The sequence below is a fragment of the Sphingopyxis terrae subsp. terrae NBRC 15098 genome (assembly GCF_001610975.1).
Classification (GTDB): domain Bacteria; phylum Pseudomonadota; class Alphaproteobacteria; order Sphingomonadales; family Sphingomonadaceae; genus Sphingopyxis; species Sphingopyxis terrae_A.
Genome location: NZ_CP013342.1, coordinates 2,098,076 through 2,115,784, shown reverse-complemented (window position 1 = coordinate 2,115,784; position 17,709 = coordinate 2,098,076). Strand labels below are relative to the sequence as shown.

Genomic DNA, 17,709 nt, shown 5'->3' with positions numbered 1-17,709 from the left:
CGATTTCGGCCACCCCTGCGGCGCTCAGAACAGCTCGCCCTGTCCCCGCCCCGGCGCGGCGGGGGGCTTGCGCGCGGGCTTTGGCGCCGGCGCAGCGGAGGGCGCAGGGGGTGGCGGCGCATCGCCCTCCGCCACCGTCACCGGCACCTCGCCATCGGCGAAGGCAAGCCGCAGATGGCCTGCCCCACGGGCGCGCGCCGCGCTCGGCACGATCGCCCCGTCGGCATCGCGCACCATCGCATAGCCACGGGCAAGCAACGCGCGCGGATCGAGCGAGGTCAGCAGCCGCGCAAGCCCCGCCAGCTTGGCGCGATCGCGGTCCCAGGCACGCGCCAGCAGCGCCGGACGCAGCGCCGCGCCGCGCGTCACCAGCCGTTCGCCGGCGAGCGCGAGCCGGTGGCGCTGGCTGCGATCGAGCCGCTCGGCGGCGTCGTCGAGCCGCTGGCGCTGGGGGGCGTAGAGCGCCTCGCGCTTCGGCAGGTGCCGCGCGAGCGCAGTCAATCGCTCGCCGGCGAGCGCGCGTTGGCGCGTCGCCGCGCCCGTCATACGGCTGCGCCACGTCGCAAGCTGCGCGATGAGCTCGGCGCGCACCGGCACCGCCATTTCGGCGGCGGCGGTTGGCGTCGGCGCGCGCACGTCGGCGGCATAATCGGCCAGCGTCACATCGGTTTCATGGCCGACCGCGCTGATCGTCGGAATGCGGCAATCGGCGATCGCACGCACCACGATTTCTTCGTTGAACGCCCATAAATCCTCGATCGAACCGCCGCCGCGCGCGACGATGACAAGGTCGGGGCGCGGCACCGGTCCGCCGGGCGCGAGCGCATCGAAACCGCGCACCGCATTCGCAACCTGCGCCGCCGCCCCTTCGCCCTGCACCAGCACCGGCCACACGATCACGCGCGTCGGGCAGCGATCGGCGAGGCGATGAAGAATGTCGCGAATCACTGCCCCGGTCGGCGAGGTAACGACGCCGATGACGCGCGGCAGATAGGGCAACGGCTGCTTGCGTTCTCGGTCGAACAGCCCTTCGGCGCCAAGCCGCGCCTTCAGCTTTTCGAACAACAGCATCAACGCGCCTTCGCCCGCGACCTCCAGGCTTTCGACGACCAGCTGATATTTGGAGCGGCCGGGATAGGTGGTGAGCTTGCCCGTCGCGATCACCTCGATGCCATCTTCGGGCCGGAAGGCGAGGCGCGCCGCCTGCCCCTTCCACATCACCATGTCGATCAGCGCGTTGTCGTCCTTGAGCGCGGCGTAGAAATGCCCTGATGCCGCACGCTTCGCCCCCGACAGCTCACCGCGCACGCGGACCCGCGCAAAGCCGTCCTCGACCGTCCGCTTGATCGCCGCCGACAATTGCGTGACCGACAGCGCGGGTGCATTGTCGCCCGCCGTCGCCTCGGCTAACAGCCGCGCTTCGGTGCCATCGTCGGACGGAAAAGGGACGCTCATGAATATCCTGCTGGTCGGATCTGGGGGGCGCGAACATGCGCTGAGCTGGCAACTGGCACAATCGCCGAGTTGCGCCAAGCTCTATGCAGCACCCGGAAACCCCGGGATCGAAGTCTATGCCGAATGTGTGCCGATCGCAGCCGACGATGTTGACGGGCTCGTCGCCTTCGTGCGCACCCATGCGATCGATTTCGTCGTCGTCGGCCCCGAAGGGCCGCTCGTCGCCGGCCTCGGTGACCGGTTGCGCGCGATCGACATTCCGGTCTTCGGCCCGTCCGCCGCCGCCGCGCAGCTCGAAGGATCGAAGGGCTTTACCAAGGATCTGTGTGCGCGCGCCGCGATTCCGACCGCCGGCTATGTGCGCTGCACCAGCGCCGACGCCGCGCTGGCCGCGCTCGCCGATTTCGCGATTCCGGTCGTGATCAAGGCCGACGGGCTCGCCGCGGGCAAGGGCGTGATCATCGCCGAGACTCGCGCCGAGGCCGAAGCCGCGATCGCCGACATGTTCGCGGGCGCCTTTGGCGGCGCGGGTGCCGAGGTGGTGATCGAGGAATTCATGACCGGCGAGGAGGCAAGCTTCTTCGCGCTGTCCGACGGCACCAATGTCATCGCCTTCGGCAGCGCCCAGGATCACAAGCGCGTCGGCGACGGCGACACCGGGCCCAACACCGGCGGCATGGGCGCCTACAGCCCGGCGCCTGTGCTGACCAAGGAGCTCGAAGCCGAGGTGATGGATCGGATCATCCGTCCCACCGTCGCCGCACTCGCCGCCGAAGGCACGCCCTATGTCGGGGTGCTGTTCGCCGGGCTGATGCTGACCAGCGAAGGCCCCAAGCTGATCGAATATAATTGCCGTTTCGGTGATCCCGAATGTCAGGTGCTGATGATGCGCCTGACCGGAGATTTTGCCGCGCTGCTTCATGCCGCCGCGACCGGGCGGCTCGCCGACGTGCCCGCGCCGACCTTTACCGGCGGCTATGCGCTGACCGTCGTGATGGCGGCGAACGGCTATCCGGGCACCCCCGAAAAGGGTGGCGCGATCCGCAACATCGCCGCGGCCGAAGCGGGAGGCGTGCGCGTCTTCCATGCCGGGACCGCGCGCGCCGACGGCGCGATCGTCGCCGCGGGGGGACGCGTTCTCAACGTCACCGCGACGGGCAAGAGTGTCACCGAAGCGCAGGCGCGCACCTATGCCGCGGTCGACAAGCTCGATTTCCCGAGCGGCTTCTGCCGCCGCGACATCGGCTGGCGCGAGGTCAACCGAGAGGCGCGCTGAGCGGTGCTGGACGCGCCACCCCCGTCGGCTTAGGCTGACAGTGAAACAGGGAGATCATCATGACGTGGCTTCAGGAAAATTGGATCATCGCGGTCGTCGGACTGGTCGTCGCGGTCGTCCTGCTGTGGTGGCTGTTCGGCCGCAAGCGGCCCGACGAAGCAGCGCCGCCCGCAGCGATGCCGGCCGAGCCGAAAAAACCGCTGGAAGTGGCGAAGCCCGACATCGTCAAAGCCGAACCAGCGCGCTTCAAGCCAAAGGAACCCGCGCCCGCGTCGCCGCCTCCGGTGCCGGCTGCACCGCCCACAGCCTCCGATATTCCGGCGGAACCCACCGTCCCGCCCGCACCCGTCGCGCATGCGCCCGAGCCCGAACCGGCCGCGCCTCCACCGGTCGCCCCTGCCCCGCCGGCAGAAGCCGCTCCCGCCCCTGCCGCCGCCAAAGCCGATAATCTGCAATTGCTGAAGGGCGTCGGGCCGAAAATGGCGACGCTGCTCGGCGGCCTTGGCGTCACCAGCTTTGCGCAGATCGCCGCCTGGACCGACGCCGATATCGCCGCGATCGATCCACAGCTCGGCGCGTTTCAGGGCCGCATCGTCCGCGACAATATCGTCGACCAGGCCGGCTATCTGGCGAAGGGCGACAAGGCGGGGTTCGAGGCGAAATATGGTGCCCTCGGCGGCGAGCTATAAGGCAAAAAGCCGCCCTATAGCTCAGGCCCGGGCAACCGCCCCGGCGTGACCGGCGATCGCATCGGCCAGCGTATCGACCAATCCCAGCGGCAAATCATGCCCCATGCCGGGGATGGTGAGCAGTCGGGCGCCCGGAATATTGTCGGCGGTATCGCGTCCGCCCGCCAGCGGCACCAGCGGATCGCCCTCGCCATGGATCACCAGCGTCGGCGCGTCGATCGACTTCAGCATCGGCCGCCGGTCGCCATCGGCGACGATCGCCGCCATCTGGCGCGCGACGCCCTGCGGATACCAGCCACGTTCGAAATCGCTGCGCACGCGCCGCTGCAACCGCTCCTCGTCGGGCGGGTAGCCGGGGCTGCCGATCACCTTGGCAGCGCGCACCGAATAGGCGATCAGATCTTCGGGATCGCCGCTCATCGGGCGGCTGGTCAGCACCTGCATCGCTTCCTTCTGCGCGCGCGGCAGGCGGGGATTGCCGGTCGTCGACATCACCGACGTCAGCGACAGCACGCGGTCCGGATAGCGCGCGGCGATATGCTGCGAAATCATCCCGCCCATCGACACGCCGACGATATGCGCCCGCGCGATGCCCAGATGGTCAAGCAAGGCCACGCCGTCGGCCGCCATGTCGGCGAGCGTGTAAGCGCTCCGCACCGGGAGGCGCAGCAGCGACTTCACGAACATCCATTTGAGATTGGGGACACCGGCCGCGTCGAAGCGCGTAGACAGGCCGACGTCGCGGTTGTCGTACCGGATGGTCCGAAAGCCGCGCGCATTCAGCGCATCGACAAATTCGTCGGGCCACAGTGTCAACTGCCCGCCCAGCCCCATCACCAGCAGGATCACCGGCGCATCGCGCGGCCCCTTGTCTTCGAAGGTGATGCTGATCCCGTTTACCGCTGCCTGCTCTGTCGCCATGCCGTCGCCGCTCCCCGATCGTCAAACCGCCACTGTGCCGCTGCGCGCGGCGCGGTCAAGAGGGCGCCCGTCTGCGAAAGCGAAACCGGGCCGGCTTCGTCGGAACCGCGCCACGCCGGATGCGCCGGCCGGCGCGCGCGCGCGACAGAAGGACGCGTCGCGCCGCATGCGCGCAAAACGGCAGCGCAAAGATCACCAGCGACAGGCCGATGATCCATCGCCCGGTGTGCGCCGTGTCGTGACAAGCATCCACGCAGTCGGACGCCGCCACCCCGGCGCCGAAATGAATCAGCAATGTCTTCAAGGTCGAAACTGGTCCCCACGACGCGCCTCTCCGCGCGTCACCGGATCCTCTACAGGATCAGCGTTAAGCGAGCGTTGCGGCTCCCACTGCCGCTATTCACCGCGATTCGGGGCGCCCCCTATACGTCGGAAGCGCCAAAGACCAGCGAATTGCTGCGCCGCGCAGGACGAAACCCGACGCGGCGCCCGCGACAGCGGCGACCGAGGTTGCGACGCCGAGCCAGGTCAGGACCAGAAACAGCCCGGAGGCTAGCGCTGCCGCGGTGACATAGATTTCGGGCCGCATGATGATCGACGGCACCCCGGCCAGTATATCGCGGATCGTCCCGCCGACACAGCCGGTGATGACGCCCATCATCAGCGCGGGAACCGGCGCCACGCCCCAGGCAAGGGCCTTGGCCGTCCCGAACACGGCATAGGCGGCGAGCCCGACCGCATCGGCCCATTCCAGAAGCTGCCCCTGCCACCAGCGTTCGGGGGTCACCCACACGACCAGCGCAATCGCGATGCACACCGCGCCGATCGCGCCGTCCTGAACCCAGAAGACCGGCGCGCCAATCAGCAGGTCGCGCACGCTACCCCCGCCGACCCCGGTGACGAGCGCAAAGAAGCTCGCCGTCACCAGCGTCTGGCGCAGCCGCACCGCCATCAACGCGCCCGACAGCGCGAAGACCGCGATGCCGGTCAGATCGAGAAGGCGAACGAGCGTCTGGGTGTCCATGGATCAGCGATGCTTCTTCGTCCCGCAGGCCGGTACCGGTGCCGGCAACCGCTTCGTCATGCGATCATCGGCGGCGCGGCGCAACGGAAATGGGGCGACGTCGCCGCCGCCCCATGCCCTACCCCAGTGGACGGGTAACTCAGATGTGGATCGGCTTTCCGGTCACTGCCATCGCGGCTTCCTTGATCGCCTCGCTGTGCGTCGGGTGTGCGTGACAGGTGTAGGCGATGTCTTCGGACGTCGCGCCAAATTCCATCGCCTGAGCTGCCTGCGCGATCATCGTGCCCGCCGGCACGGCGATGATCCAGACGCCCAGGACGCGGTCGCTCTTGGCATCGGCGATCACCTTCACAAAGCCGTCGGGTTCGTGGTTGGTCTTCGCACGGCTGTTCGCGAGCATCGGGAATTTGCCGACCTTGACCTTGTCCTTTTCCCCACCAGCCTTCTCAACAGCCTGCTCTTCGGTCAGGCCGACGCCGGCGATTTCGGGCCAGGTGTAGACCACCGACGGGATGACGTCGTGGTTCACGATGCCGGTCAGCCCCGCGATATTTTCAGCGCAGGCAATGCCTTCATCCTCGGCCTTGTGCGCGAGCATCGGGCCGGGAACGACGTCGCCGATCGCCCAGATGCCGTCGACGGCGGTGCGGAAATCATGATCGGTCTCGATCTGACCGCGCTGGTTCGTGGTCAGCCCCGCCTTGTCGAGCGCGAGGCCATCGGTGTTCGGACGGCGGCCGATCGAAACGAGGACGACATCGGCTTCGAGCGTTTCGGCGTCGCCTCCCGCGGCGGGCTCGAGCGTCAGCACGGCCTTCTTGCCTTTCACTTCGGCCCCGGTGACCTTGGTCTTCAGCTTGAAGTCCATGCCCTGCTTCTTGAAGATCTTGTTCGCTTCCTTGCGAACGTCGCCGTCCATCCCGGGCAGGATCTGGTCAAGAAATTCGACCACGGTGACTTTTGCGCCAAGCCGGCGCCAGACGCTGCCGAGTTCAAGCCCGATCACGCCGCCGCCGATCACGACCATGTGGCCAGGCACCTTCGCAAGTTCGAGCGCGCCGGTCGAATCGACGATCACGCCCTTGTCATTGTCGACCGCGACGCCCGGAAGGGGGGTCACCGACGATCCGGTGGCGACGATGATGTTCTTGGCGCGATAGGCCTTGCCCGCAACCTCGACGCTGTCCTTGCCGGTGAACTGCGCATAGCCCTTCAGCCAGTCGATCTTGTTCTTCTTGAACAGGAATTCGATGCCGCCGGTCAGGCCCTTGACCGCATCCTTGCGCTGGCCGTGCATCGCGCCAAGGTCGAGTTCGGGCGTCACCTTGATGCCCATCGCCGCCATCGCGCCGCCCGCCGCCGCCTCGAAATATTCCGACGCGTGCAGCATCGCCTTCGACGGGATGCAGCCGACGTTGAGGCAGGTGCCGCCCAGCGTTTCGCGCCCTTCGGCGCACGCGGTCTTGAGCCCGAGCTGCGCCGCGCGGATCGCCGCGACATAACCGCCGGGACCGGCACCGATGACAAGGACGTCGTAGTCGTAATCAGCCATTTGTTGTTCCTTTACCCCTCGGGGGATGGGGAGAAATCTCTTAGAGGTCGATCAGCAGCCGCGTCGGATCCTCGATCGCTTCCTTGATCGTTTTCAGGAAGGTCACCGCCTCGCGGCCGTCGACCAGCCGGTGGTCATAGCTCAATGCCAGATACATCATCGGACGGATCACAACCTGACCGTTGATCGCGACCGGGCGGTCCTCGATGCGATGGAGGCCCAGCACGGCCGATTGCGGCGGATTGATGATCGGGGTCGACATCAGCGAGCCGAAAACGCCGCCGTTCGAGATGGTGAAGGTGCCCCCGGTCATGTCGTCCATCGTCAGCGTGCCTTCCTTGGCGCGCTTGCCGAAATCGCCGATCGTCTTTTCGATGCCGGCGAAGGACAGGCTTTCGGCGTTGCGGATCACCGGCACGACAAGCCCGCTCGGACCGCTGACCGCGACCGAGATATCCATATAATTATTATAGACGATTTCGTCGCCATCGATACGGCCGTTGACCGCCGGTATGTCCTTGAGCGCAAGACAGGCGGCCTTGGTAAAGAAGCCCATGAAGCCCAGGCGCACGCCATGCTTCTTTTCAAACAGATCCTTGTAGCGGCCGCGCGCCTCGATCACCGCCGTCATGTCGACGTCGTTGAACGTGGTGAGCATCGCCGCCGTATCCTGCGCCGATTTCAGGCGGCGGGCGATCGTCTGCCGCAGGCGGGTCATCTTGACCCGCTCTTCCTGACGGCCCGGCGCACCCGTTGCAGCGGGCGCGGCGGCAGGTGCCGGGGCGGCCGCGGGCGCGGGCGCGGGCGCCGCATCGGGGGCGGCTTCGGCGGCCGCCAGCACATCTTCCTTGGTCAGGCGGCCGTCCTTGCCGGTGCCCTTGATCTTGCTCGGATCAAGCCCGTGCTCGAGGACGAGGCGGCGCACCGCGGGCGACAGGGTGACGACCGCATCCTCGCCGCCGGTCGCTGCGGGAGCGGGCGCCGCCCCTTCGGCCTTCGCCGCGGGCGCAGGAGCGGGGGCGGCGGCCTTGCCGTCGCCGGCCTCGATCGTCGCAATCACCGCCCCGACATTGACGGTATCGCCGACGGCGACGACCTGTTGCCCCATCACGCCGGCGACGGGCGACGGCACTTCGACCGCGACCTTGTCGGTTTCGAGGCTGGCAATCGGCTCGTCGAGCGCGACGGCTTCGCCGGGCTGCTTCAGCCACTCGCCGATCGTCGCTTCGGTCACGCTTTCACCCAGCGTCGGGACTTTGACTTCGGTGCTCATTGATGCAGTTCCTTAGGGCTTAAGCTCTGGCTCAGGCTTTATTCTTGTTGCGACGAATTTCGGCGCGGACATTGAGGCCCAGCGCGTCGGCGACGAGCGCCGCCTGTTCGGTCTGGTGACGGCTCATCAGGCCGGTGGCGGGCGAAGCCGCAGCGGCCCGGCCGGCGTAACGGGCGCGCATTCCCTTGTGGCCGGCGTCGATCAGCGATTCCTCGATCAGCGGCTCGACGAAGAACCAGGCGCCGTTGTTGCGCGGCTCTTCCTGCGCCCAAACGACCTCTTCGAGATTCTTCATCTTCTTCAGGCGGATGGCCAGCGCCTCGCCCGGGAAAGGATAAATCTGTTCGATCCGTATCACCGTCGTGTCGTCGAGCCCGGCGGCGTCGCGCGCCTCCATCAGGTCGTAACCGACCTTGCCCGAACACAGGACGACACGCTTGACCTTCGCATCTTCTGGCGGGGTGCGGTCCGACATGATGCGGCGGAAATGCGCTTCGCCGATGAAGTCCGAACGCTGCGACACGGCCAGCTTGTGGCGGAGCAACGACTTGGGCGTCATGATGATCAGCGGCTTGCGGAATGGGCGCAGCATCTGGCGGCGCAGGACGTGGAAATAGTTCGACGGGGTCGAAATATTGCACACCTGGATGTTGTCCCCGGCGCAAAGCTGAAGGAAGCGTTCGAGACGCGCCGAGCTATGCTCAGGCCCCTGCCCTTCATAGCCGTGCGGCAGCAGCAGCACGAGGCCGTTGGCGCGCAGCCATTTGGCTTCGCCCGCCGCGATGAACTGGTCGATCATGATCTGCGCGCCGTTGGCGAAGTCGCCGAACTGCGCCTCCCACAGCACGAGGCTCTTCGGATCGGCCATCGCATAGCCATATTCGAAGCCGAGCACGCCATATTCGGAGAGAGGGCTGTCGAGCACCTCGAACCGGCCGTGTGGCACGGTGGTCAGCGGGATATATTTATGCTCGTCCTTCTGGTCGACCCAGACGGCGTGACGCTGGCTGAACGTCCCGCGGCCCGAATCCTGGCCCGACAGGCGCACCTGATAGCCTTCGCTGAGCAAAGTGCCGAACGCGAGCTGTTCGGCGGTCGCCCAGTCGAACACCTCGGCATCGTCCCTGTTCGCGAACATCGCGGCCCGGGCGTCGATCACGCGGCGCAGCGTCTTGTGCACCTCCAGATCGTCGGGGATCGTCGTCATCGTGCGGCCGATGGCGTCGAACAGCTTTTCCGATACGCCGGTCGAAATATTACGCCGGGCATTTTCGGGATCGGCAGGCGCGTGCAAGCCCGACCAGCGACCGGCGAACCAGTCGGCCTTGTTCGACTTGTAAGTCTTCGATGCTTCGAATTCGTCTTCGAGCCGCGCGACGAACTCGGCGCGGTGCGCTTCGGCATCGCCAGCCGAAACGACGCCCTCTGCCTCGAGCCGCGTGGCGTAGAGGTCCGATACCGGCGGATGTTTGCGGATGATCGCGTACATCAGCGGCTGGGTAAAGCTCGGCTCGTCGCCTTCATTGTGACCGAAGCGGCGATAGCACCACATGTCGATGACGATGTCGCGCTTGAACTGCTGACGGAAGTCGATCGCCAGCTTGCACGCGAAGGTCACGGCTTCGGGATCGTCGCCGTTGACGTGCAGGATCGGCGCCATCACGCCCTTTGCCACGTCGGACGGATAGGGCGACGAGCGCGCGAACTGCGGGCTGGTCGTGAAGCCGATCTGGTTGTTGACGATAAAGTGGATGCAGCCGCCGGTATTGTAACCGCGAATGCCCGAAAAGCCGAGGCATTCCCACACGATCCCCTGCCCCGCAAAGGCGGCGTCGCCGTGGATCAGCACGGGCAGCACCTGGCTATGTTCGGCCAGATCGTCGCGCATCACCTGCTGCGCGCGCACCTTGCCCAGCACGACGGGATCGACCGCTTCGAGGTGCGACGGGTTGGGGACCAGCGACATATGGACCGACACGCCGTCGAACTCGCGGTCGGTCGAGGTGCCGAGGTGATATTTGACGTCGCCCGAACCGCCGACATCCTCGGGGTTCGCGGTGCCGCCCTGAAATTCGTGGAAGATGACCTTGTACGGCTTGGCCAGCACATTGGCGAGGACGTTCAGGCGGCCGCGATGGGCCATGCCGTAGACGATTTCCTTCACACCATATTGGCCGCCATATTTGATGATCGCCTCGAGCGCAGGGATCATCGATTCGCCGCCGTCGAGCCCGAAACGCTTCGTGCCGACATATTTGCGCGCGAGGAATTTCTCCCATTCCTCGGCCTCGATCACCTTGTTGAGGATCGCCTTCTTGCCGTTGGCGGTGAAGTCGATCGACTTGTCGGCGCCTTCCATCCGCTCCTGGAGGAAGCGGCGCTCCTCGACATCGGCGATGTGCATATATTCAAGGCCGACGTGCCCGCAGTAATTGGCCTGCAGGATCGACACCACCTCGCGAATCGTCGCCTTCTCGAGCCCCAGCGTGCCGCCGAGGAAAATCGGACGGTCCTGGTCGGCCCCGACGAAGCCGTGATATTCGGGCGTCAGATCGGCCGGCAGTTCGCGGTGGGTCAGGCCCAGCGGATCGAGCGTCGCCGCAAGGTGCCCGCGCACGCGATAGGTGCGGATCAGCATCATCGCGCGGATCGAATCGTCGGCAGCGCGCTCGACTTCGGCATTCGAGAGCGGCGCCCCCGCCTTCGCCGCGGCCGCCTTGACCGCGACCTGCATCTGCTGAGGGTCGAGCGCGGCGGTCAGATCATCGCTGTCGATCAGGGGCCAGTTCTTCGGCGCCCAGCTGGGCCCGGCCTGGACTTCATCGACGTCGAAGCTTTGTCGTTCGAGGTTCATCTGCGATTCCACGGGGAGGAAGGGATGGGATATTCGGGGAAAGGTAGCCCGCCGGCATCAGGCGCCGGCGGGCCATCCGATCAGACGCGTTCCTTCAGCACTTCGGCAAGCGTCGTGCCGAGTTCCGACGGGCTGGCCGACACGGTGATGCCGGCGGCTTCCATCGCCGCAATCTTGCTTTCGGCATCGCCCTTGCCGCCCGACACGATGGCGCCGGCGTGGCCCATGCGGCGGCCCGGAGGCGCGGTGCGGCCCGCGATGAAACCAACCATCGGCTTCTTGCGGCCGCGCTTGGCTTCGTCGATCAGGAACTGCGCCGCCTGCTCCTCGGCGTCGCCGCCGATTTCGCCGATCATGATGATCGACTTGGTCGCTTCATCCGCGAGGAAGAGTTCGAGGACGTCGATAAAGTTGGTGCCGTTGACGGGGTCGCCGCCGATGCCGACCGCGGTGGTCTGGCCGAGCCCGGCGTTGGTGGTCTGGAACACCGCCTCATAGGTCAGCGTGCCCGAACGCGAGACGACGCCGACGCTGCCCTTTTTGAAGATGCTGCCCGGCATGATGCCGATCTTGCATTCGTCGGGGGTCAGCACGCCAGGGCAGTTGGGGCCGATCAGCCGCGACTTCGAACCCGACAGCGCGCGCTTCACCTTGACCATGTCGAGCACCGGAATGCCTTCGGTGATCGCGACGATGAGCTCGATCTCGGCGTCGATCGCCTCGAGGATCGAATCGGCCGCGAACGGCGGCGGCACATAGATGACCGACGCGGTCGCGCCGGTCGTCGCCTTCGCTTCGGCGACGGTGTCGAACATCGGCAGGCCGATATGCGTCGTGCCGCCCTTGCCCGGCGTCACGCCGCCGACCATCTGCGTACCATAGGCAAGCGCCTGTTCGGTGTGGAAGGTGCCAGTCGCACCCGTCATCCCTTGCGTGATGACCTTGGTATTCTTGTCGATGAGGATGCTCATTTATCTATTCCTATCATTGTTCCGGCATCAGCCGCGCGCCGGCGCCTCTAGCAAACTGAAAAAGCGACGCCCCAACGGCCAGAGCAAAATCGCGAGACATTCGAGAAGTAGAACTCCCGTAATTCCGTCTGCGATTCCCGCGTAGGCGGCCCGGTTTCCATAAACCGGCGGAGCGCCGTAAGCGGACACCCATACGAACGCACAATAAGACGCCGCAACGACACAAACCGCTCTAAGCGTCGCGGCACCCGCAAGCTTGAAAATCAGAAACTGGATGCCGCCGACCACAATGATCGGCGCCCCAATCAGGATTACAAGAAGCAGGCCCACGTCCATCAGGCGAGGCTGGGATCCAGATTCTTGCACGCGTCGAGCAGTTCCTTCACCGCGTCGACCGACACCTGCAGGCCCGCCTTGTCGGCATCGTCGAGTTCGATTTCGACGATCTTCTCGACGCCGCCCGCACCGATCATCACCGGCACGCCGACATAGAGGCCATCGACGCCATACTGGCCATCGACATAGGCGGCGCAGGGCAGGATGCGCTTCTGGTCGCCGAGGTAAGCTTCGGCCATCGCGATGCCCGAGGCGGCCGGGGCATAGAAGGCCGAGCCGGTGCCGAGCAGCGCGACGATTTCGCCGCCGCCGCCGCGGGTGCGCTTGACGATCGCGTCGATCTTGTCCTGGCTTGACAGGCCCATCTTCACGAGATCAGGAACGGGGATGCCGTTAACGGTCGAGTAGCGGACGACCGGAACCATCGTGTCGCCGTGGCCGCCGAGGACGAAGGTGTTCACATCCTTCACCGACACGTCGAATTCGTCGGCGATGAAGTGACTGAAGCGCGCCGAGTCGAGCACGCCAGCCATGCCAACCACCTTGTTGTGCGGCAGACCCGAGAATTCTCGGAGAGCCCAGACCATGGCGTCGAGCGGGTTGGTGATGCAGATGACGAAAGCGTCAGGGGCATTCGCCTTGATGCCTTCGCCCACCGCCTTCATGACCTTCAAATTGATGCCGAGCAGGTCGTCGCGGCTCATGCCCGGCTTGCGGGCGACGCCGGCGGTGACGATGATGACGTCGGCGCCCGCAATGTCGGCATAATCATTGGAGCCGGTGATCTTCGCGTCGAAGCCGGCGATCGGCCCGACCTGGGACAGGTCGAGCGCCTTGCCCTGCGGCACGCCTTCGACCACGTCGAACAGGACAACGTCGCCCAGTTCCTTCTGCGCGGCGAGCAGCGCCAGCGTCCCGCCGATATTCCCGGCTCCGATCAAAGCGATCTTCTTGCGTCCCATGGCGCGCGGCACTCCCTTCCTGGCAAAGCCCGGCAGTGATTTCCAGATCGGCGGGGCCACGGGCCAAAGCCGCCTGCCGATCCCAAAGACTCGCGACGCCCTACGCCGATTCCGTTAACGAAACAACCGCGAAAAGGACGAAAAACCGCGTTTTTATGCAAATAGTTCGCAATAGCGTTATTGCAAGATCGGGTACGATTCAGACCCAGAACACTGACGATCCTAAGCGATCGATACCGGCCGCGTGAACATCGCTTGCGCCGGTCGGCCACAAGCGTAAGACAGGCGGTGGCGATCTTGGGGCGTCGCCAGGCGGGGCCGTGCGCCCTGCGCCTGCAAAAGGATCGACGCCACCATGACCAAGAGAGCTTTTATCCCCGCGCTGTCCTGCGCCATCTTCCTGACCGCCGCCACAACGCCGCCCGCCCATGCCGGCGAAAAGACATGGAATGACGCGGGATCGATCACGCGCGACGCCCTGGTGATCGCCGCGTTCGGGGTTCCGCTTGCCCAGAGCGATTGGGACGGCACGCTGCAAGCCGGCGGCAGCCTCGTCGCTGCCGCCGGCGTAACCGCCGGTCTGAAGCAGGCCTTTCCCGAGCGACGCCCCGACGGAAGCGACAACAAGGGCTTCCCCTCGGGCCATACGTCGGTTTCCTTTGCGGCGGCCGCGACGCTGCAGAACCGTTACGGCTGGAAAGTGGGGCTTCCCGCGCAGGCGCTTGCCACCTTCGTCGGATTGAGCCGCGTCGAAGCCAGAAAGCATCATGTCCATGACGTGCTGGTCGGCGCCGCGATCGGCGAGGCATCGGGCTTTCTGATCACGCGCCGCGCAAGCGACCGGGTTCAGGTCTTTCCGTGGGCAGATGCCGGAGGCGGCGGCGTCGCGATGACGATGCGCTTCTAGAAGGTCGGCCTGAACGATCGCTGCGGGGCGGTCGCAGCGGCAGCTTAACGCTTCGTTACACCGCTGCTGATAGCGCGAGCGGGTGACGCGCGCGATCATCAGCTTCGATACCGAATTGTCCGCCGGGCTCCATCGCCGCGGCGCATGCGCGCGCACCAATTTCGAAAGCTCGATCCTCGGGCGCTGCCGCGACGGCGATTTCGGCATCCATTTCCAGATGGACATGCTCGACCGCTTCGGTCTGAAAGGCGTCTATTTCGTCGACCCCATGCCCGCGCTTGTCCACGGCCCCGGGATTGTCGATGCGATCGTCGGCCCGATCCTGGCGCGCGGCCATGAAGTGCAGCTCCATCTCCACACCGAATGGCTGGAGTTTGCGCGGTTCAATCCGGTCGGCAAGCTGCGCGGCCGCAATATCGGCGATTTCCCCTTCGCAGCGCAAAAGAGGCTGATCGCGCTCGCCCGCGACATATTGACGAGTGCCGGGGCGCCCCGACCGACCGCCTTCCGCGCCGGCAATTTCGGCGCCAACGACGATACACTGCGCGCCCTCGCCGCGCTGGGCTTCCGCTTCGACAGCAGCTTCAACGCCGCCTGGCAGGGGCTCGGGTGCGACATCACGCTCGATCCTGCCAATCTGGGCATGCGCGTCCATCATGGCATCTGCGAAGTGCCGGTCAGCGGCCTGCGCGACCGCGCGAACAGCTTCCGTCCCGCGCAGCTGTGCGCCATGTCCGAAGAGGAAATGCGCGACGCGCTCGATCATGCGGCGGCGAGCGGCGCGATCCAGTTTTCGGCTTTCAGCCACAGCTTCGAATTGCTGAGCCGCGACCGTCAGGTTCGGAACGGGCTCGCAATCGCTCGGATGGAGGCGCTGTGCCGGGCAGTCGCCGACGATCCGCGAGTCCGCAGCGGGGGCTTCGCGACCCTTCCCGCGCCGCCGACCCGCCCCGGCCGCATCCCGGCGGCGGCGCCCAAGCCGCTCCGCACGCTGCGGCGCGTCGCCGAGCAGACGGTCGGACATATCGCGCACGAAATCCGCTATGTTCGCGATGTCGTCGCCATGACCATCAACTCGTCGCGGTGGGGCAAGGTACTATGCGGTGTCATCCTGGCCGTGGCCTAGCGCCAGATATTCGTCGGACTGCATTTCGGCGAGACGGCTCGCTGTGCGCTCGAACTCGAAGGCGCCATCGCCGGCCACATAGAGCGCATCGGGCTCGGCCGCGGCGCTCGCGAGCAGTTTGACCTTATATTCGTAGAGCGCGTCAATCAGCGTCACGAAGCGCGCGGCCTCGTTGCGGTTCTCGGGGCCCATGCGCGGGATGCCGACAATGATCACCGCGTGAAAATGCCGCGCGACGGCCAGATAATCCGATGCGCCGCGCGCCTCCGCACAAAGGCGCTTGAATGAAAAGACCGCCACGCCCTTCAGCGCCTTGGGCACATGCAGCGTCCGCCCGCCGCCGACGTCGAGATCGAGCGAGGGTACGTGCGCGCGGTCCTCGGGCGGATAATCGGTCAGGCGAAAGAAGGCCGCTGACAGCGCCTCGGTCGCCGCCGCGTCGGCTGGCACGAACCAGCGCTTGCCGTCGCCAAGCCGGTGGCGCCGGTAATCGGTGGGGCCATTAAGGCCCATCACGTCGAGCCGTTCCTCGATCAGTGCGATGAAGGGCAGGAAATGCTCGCGGTTGAGACCGTCCTTGTAGAGATCGGCGGGCGGGCGGTTCGACGTCGCGACCACCGTCACCCCGTGCGCGATCAACGCGGTGAACAGGCGCGAGAGGATCATTGCATCGGCGCTATTGTTCACCACCATTTCGTCGAAGGCGAGGCAGCGGACATTTTCGACCAGCGAGGCCGCAACCTGCGGGATCGGATCGCCGCTCTCGCTTTTGCGCACCTCGCGCATCCGCGCGTGGACGTCGAGCATGAAGGCGTGGAAATGGACGCGCCTTTTGCGCTGGATGGCCAGATGGTCGTAAAAAAGGTCCATCAGCATCGACTTGCCGCGGCCGACGGCGCCCCAAAGATAGACACCGCGCGGCGCGTCGGGTTTGCGCCCGGCGATCCGCCACAGGATGCTGCCGCGCGGCGGCGCCGCCTGCAGATCGGATTGCAGCGCGGCAAGGCGTTCTGCCGCCGCCCGCTGTTCGGCGTCAGGCTTCAGCTCGCCCGCGGCGACCAGCGCGTCATAGGCGGCAAGCAATCCTGTCACTTGCGGCTTGCCTTGCGGATCGTCCCCGCAAAGCTCAGCACGATATGCTCGTCACCCGGTCCCTGAACGACCAGCCCGCGCAGGAAGATCAGCCGCCCCGTCTCGCGCACCTGCTCGACCACCGCATCGAGCGGTTCGTCGAGGCGGCCGCCGCCGACGAACTGCGTCGACAAATCGAGCGTCACCGAATGGCCGGCCTCGAGCGATCCGAACTGGTGCGAGGCGGCGAAGAGGGCAATGTCGACCAGCGCCAGCGTTACCGCGCCATGGACATTGTCGCCCAGATTGCTGTGTTTGCGCGTCGGCAGCATCCGCACGCGGGCGCGCGGCCGGCCATCCTCGGTCGGGCTTTCGAGGCGCACCGACAGCGGTTCGATAAAGGCGTTGAACCGGCTCGCGTCCTTGAGGTTCCAGCTGATCCAGCCGCCCTCCAGCGCCTCGGCACTGAAATGATCCGCGCGCTTGGGGTCCTCTATTCCGTCGTTCACACCTGCCGCTCGGCCTCGAGCTTCTTGATCTCGGCGATCGCGCGTGCGGGGCTCAGTCCCTTGGGGCACGCGTTGGCGCAATTCATGATCGTGTGGCAGCGATAGAGGCGGAACGGATCTTCGAGATCGTCGAGCCGTTCGCCAGTATATTCGTCGCGGCTGTCGGCGAGCCAGCGATAGGCCTGAAGCAGGATCGCGGGCCCAAGGAACTTGTCACTGTTCCACCAATAGCTGGGGCAGCTCGTCGAACAGCAGGCGCACAGGATGCACTCGTAAAGGCCGTCGAGCTTCTCGCGTTCCTCGGGCGACTGGAGCCGCTCCTTGCCGCTGGGCGTCGTCGACTTGGTCTTCAGCCACGGCTCGATAGAGGCATATTGCGCATAGAAATGGGTGAAATCGGGGACGAGGTCCTTGATGACCTCCATATGCGGCAGCGGCGTGATCTGGATGTCGCCCTTCAGATCCTCGATCGCGGTGGTGCAGGCGAGACCGTTCTTGCCGTTCATGTTCATCGAACAGCTGCCGCAAATGCCTTCGCGGCACGAACGGCGGAAGGTCAGCGTCGAATCCTGCTCGCTCTTCATCTTGATGAGGGCATCGAGCACCATCGGGCCGCATTTGTCGGTGTCGATCTCGAACGTGTCGAAATGCGGATTCTGGCCGCTGTCGGGATTGTAGCGATAGACCTTGAATTTTTTGACGTTGCTCGCGCCCTCGGCCTTGTGGACCGTGCCGCCCTTCTGGACGCGGCTGTTCTTGGGCAGACGAAATTCGGCCATATCG

Annotated in this window: 17 protein-coding genes; 4 read left to right on the top strand and 13 right to left on the bottom strand. The window is 65.9% G+C overall.

The window, feature by feature from the left end:
* Positions 1-24: 24 nt before the first annotated feature.
* Positions 25-1,455, bottom strand: a complete 1,431-nt coding sequence (gene xseA, locus AOA14_RS10265; RefSeq protein ID WP_062901723.1) for an exodeoxyribonuclease VII large subunit — start codon at positions 1,453-1,455, stop codon at positions 25-27.
* Between xseA and purD the strand changes: the two genes are divergently transcribed.
* A complete protein-coding gene (gene purD / locus AOA14_RS10260) occupies positions 1,454-2,731 on the top strand; it encodes a phosphoribosylamine--glycine ligase (RefSeq protein WP_062901722.1) in 1,278 nt (425 codons plus the stop codon). The two genes, xseA and purD, sit on opposite strands and share 2 nt — an antisense overlap.
* Before the next feature lie 59 nt (positions 2,732-2,790).
* Positions 2,791-3,420 (top strand): helix-hairpin-helix domain-containing protein, encoded by a 630-nt coding sequence (locus AOA14_RS10255; RefSeq protein WP_062901721.1) that lies wholly within the window; start codon positions 2,791-2,793, stop codon positions 3,418-3,420.
* A gap of 21 nt (positions 3,421-3,441) precedes the next feature.
* Here the strand turns inward: AOA14_RS10255 and AOA14_RS10250 are convergent, their stop codons facing one another.
* From AOA14_RS10250 to mdh, 9 genes are all read right to left on the bottom strand, one after another.
* On the bottom strand, positions 3,442-4,341 hold the full coding sequence (locus AOA14_RS10250; RefSeq protein WP_062901720.1) for an alpha/beta fold hydrolase: 900 nt from the start codon (positions 4,339-4,341) through the stop codon (positions 3,442-3,444).
* Positions 4,342-4,396: 55 nt separating this feature from the next.
* Positions 4,397-4,645 (bottom strand): hypothetical protein, encoded by a 249-nt coding sequence (locus AOA14_RS10245; protein ID WP_202988223.1) that lies wholly within the window; start codon positions 4,643-4,645, stop codon positions 4,397-4,399.
* Between the two features lie 96 nt (positions 4,646-4,741).
* Positions 4,742-5,365 (bottom strand): trimeric intracellular cation channel family protein, encoded by a 624-nt coding sequence (locus tag AOA14_RS10240; RefSeq protein WP_003041119.1) that lies wholly within the window; start codon positions 5,363-5,365, stop codon positions 4,742-4,744.
* 139 nt (positions 5,366-5,504) lie between these two features.
* A complete protein-coding gene (gene lpdA, locus AOA14_RS10235) occupies positions 5,505-6,917 on the bottom strand; it encodes a dihydrolipoyl dehydrogenase (protein ID WP_062901718.1) in 1,413 nt (470 codons plus the stop codon).
* 40 nt (positions 6,918-6,957) lie between these two features.
* Positions 6,958-8,190, bottom strand: coding sequence for a 2-oxoglutarate dehydrogenase complex dihydrolipoyllysine-residue succinyltransferase (gene odhB, locus AOA14_RS10230; RefSeq protein ID WP_062901717.1), 1,233 nt, complete (start codon positions 8,188-8,190; stop codon positions 6,958-6,960).
* A gap of 31 nt (positions 8,191-8,221) precedes the next feature.
* Positions 8,222-11,044, bottom strand: a complete 2,823-nt coding sequence (locus tag AOA14_RS10225) for a 2-oxoglutarate dehydrogenase E1 component (RefSeq protein WP_062903108.1) — start codon at positions 11,042-11,044, stop codon at positions 8,222-8,224.
* Between the two features lie 80 nt (positions 11,045-11,124).
* The gene (gene sucD / locus AOA14_RS10220) at positions 11,125-12,015 is read right to left on the bottom strand and encodes a succinate--CoA ligase subunit alpha (protein WP_062901716.1); all 891 of its coding nucleotides are present in this window, start codon (positions 12,013-12,015) and stop codon (positions 11,125-11,127) included.
* 27 nt (positions 12,016-12,042) lie between these two features.
* The gene (locus tag AOA14_RS10215; RefSeq protein ID WP_062901715.1) at positions 12,043-12,351 is read right to left on the bottom strand and encodes a hypothetical protein; all 309 of its coding nucleotides are present in this window, start codon (positions 12,349-12,351) and stop codon (positions 12,043-12,045) included.
* On the bottom strand, positions 12,351-13,313 hold the full coding sequence (mdh, locus tag AOA14_RS10210) for a malate dehydrogenase (protein ID WP_062901714.1): 963 nt from the start codon (positions 13,311-13,313) through the stop codon (positions 12,351-12,353). The genes AOA14_RS10215 and mdh overlap by 1 nt, the downstream gene beginning before the upstream one ends.
* Before the next feature lie 355 nt (positions 13,314-13,668).
* On the opposite strand from mdh, the gene AOA14_RS10205 reads away from it, so the two are divergent.
* The gene (locus tag AOA14_RS10205) at positions 13,669-14,220 is read left to right on the top strand and encodes a phosphatase PAP2 family protein (protein WP_062901713.1); all 552 of its coding nucleotides are present in this window, start codon (positions 13,669-13,671) and stop codon (positions 14,218-14,220) included.
* An 82-nt stretch (positions 14,221-14,302) separates the two neighbouring features.
* Positions 14,303-15,346 carry a polysaccharide deacetylase family protein gene (locus AOA14_RS10200; RefSeq protein WP_062901712.1) on the top strand — a complete coding sequence of 348 codons (1,044 nt, stop codon included), beginning with the start codon at positions 14,303-14,305 and terminating at the stop codon, positions 15,344-15,346.
* Here the strand turns inward: AOA14_RS10200 and zapE are convergent.
* Genes zapE through AOA14_RS10185 form a run of 3 tightly spaced genes read right to left on the bottom strand, consistent with a single transcriptional unit; the run spans position 15,317 to position 17,705 of the window.
* Positions 15,317-16,438, bottom strand: coding sequence for a cell division protein ZapE (gene zapE / locus AOA14_RS10195; protein WP_062901711.1), 1,122 nt, complete (start codon positions 16,436-16,438; stop codon positions 15,317-15,319). The genes AOA14_RS10200 and zapE overlap by 30 nt on opposite strands.
* Entirely contained in the window at positions 16,435-16,926 is a 492-nt protein-coding gene (locus AOA14_RS10190) for a PaaI family thioesterase (RefSeq protein WP_003041146.1), read from the bottom strand. Before AOA14_RS10190 ends, zapE begins: the two co-directional genes overlap by 4 nt.
* Positions 16,923-17,705, bottom strand: a complete 783-nt coding sequence (locus AOA14_RS10185) for a succinate dehydrogenase iron-sulfur subunit (protein ID WP_003041149.1) — start codon at positions 17,703-17,705, stop codon at positions 16,923-16,925. The genes AOA14_RS10190 and AOA14_RS10185 overlap by 4 nt, the downstream gene beginning before the upstream one ends.
* Positions 17,706-17,709 lie beyond the last annotated feature (4 nt).

Bases quoted from the DNA above. Each gene is read 5' to 3' on its own strand.
- mdh (WP_062901714.1), bottom strand. From the start codon at position 13,313: ATGGGACGCAAGAAGATCGCTTTGATCGGAGCCGGGAATATCGGCGGG.
- AOA14_RS10215 (WP_062901715.1), bottom strand. From the start codon at position 12,351: ATGGACGTGGGCCTGCTTCTTGTAATCCTGATTGGGGCGCCGATCATT.
- AOA14_RS10225 (WP_062903108.1), bottom strand. From the start codon at position 11,044: ATGAACCTCGAACGACAAAGCTTCGACGTCGATGAAGTCCAGGCCGGG.
- AOA14_RS10240 (WP_003041119.1), bottom strand. From the start codon at position 5,365: ATGGACACCCAGACGCTCGTTCGCCTTCTCGATCTGACCGGCATCGCG.
- AOA14_RS10185 (WP_003041149.1), bottom strand. From the start codon at position 17,705: ATGGCCGAATTTCGTCTGCCCAAGAACAGCCGCGTCCAGAAGGGCGGC.
- xseA (WP_062901723.1), bottom strand. From the start codon at position 1,455: ATGAGCGTCCCTTTTCCGTCCGACGATGGCACCGAAGCGCGGCTGTTA.
- AOA14_RS10255 (WP_062901721.1), top strand. From the start codon at position 2,791: ATGACGTGGCTTCAGGAAAATTGGATCATCGCGGTCGTCGGACTGGTC.
- AOA14_RS10205 (WP_062901713.1), top strand. From the start codon at position 13,669: ATGACCAAGAGAGCTTTTATCCCCGCGCTGTCCTGCGCCATCTTCCTG.
- purD (WP_062901722.1), top strand. From the start codon at position 1,454: ATGAATATCCTGCTGGTCGGATCTGGGGGGCGCGAACATGCGCTGAGC.
- odhB (WP_062901717.1), bottom strand. From the start codon at position 8,190: ATGAGCACCGAAGTCAAAGTCCCGACGCTGGGTGAAAGCGTGACCGAA.
- lpdA (WP_062901718.1), bottom strand. From the start codon at position 6,917: ATGGCTGATTACGACTACGACGTCCTTGTCATCGGTGCCGGTCCCGGC.
- sucD (WP_062901716.1), bottom strand. From the start codon at position 12,015: ATGAGCATCCTCATCGACAAGAATACCAAGGTCATCACGCAAGGGATG.
- AOA14_RS10250 (WP_062901720.1), bottom strand. From the start codon at position 4,341: ATGGCGACAGAGCAGGCAGCGGTAAACGGGATCAGCATCACCTTCGAA.